The organism is Pseudomonas putida (assembly GCF_022627325.1).
Taxonomy (GTDB): Bacteria; Pseudomonadota; Gammaproteobacteria; order Pseudomonadales; family Pseudomonadaceae; genus Aquipseudomonas; species Aquipseudomonas putida_X.
Genome location: NZ_JAETZZ010000058.1, coordinates 1 through 268 on the forward strand (window position 1 = coordinate 1; position 268 = coordinate 268).

The following is a 268-nucleotide window of genomic DNA, read 5'->3' on the forward strand; positions in this document are numbered from 1 at the left end:
ACCCCACACTACCATCGGCGATGCATCGTTTCACTACTGAGTTCGGGATGGGATCAGGTGGTTCCAATGCTCTATGGTCGTCAAGAAATTCTGTAGCCAGAATGTCCAGATGGACAGCCCAGCGAATTCGGATATGTGATGTTTGTGGTTCGTTGCGAACTTTCGGTTCGTATCATCTTCACCACCGCAATCTGCAGAAGCAAATTGCTTGGGTGTTATATGGTCAAGCCTCACGGGCAATTAGTATTGGTTAGCTCAACGCCTCACA

1 rRNA gene is annotated in these 268 nt (G+C 48.5%); it reads right to left on the reverse strand.

The annotated features are described in order from the left end of the window. A 5S ribosomal RNA gene (rrf, locus tag JNA92_RS25695) occupies window positions 1-85 on the reverse strand; the annotation flags it as partial. Between the last annotated feature and the right edge of the window lie 183 nt (window positions 86-268).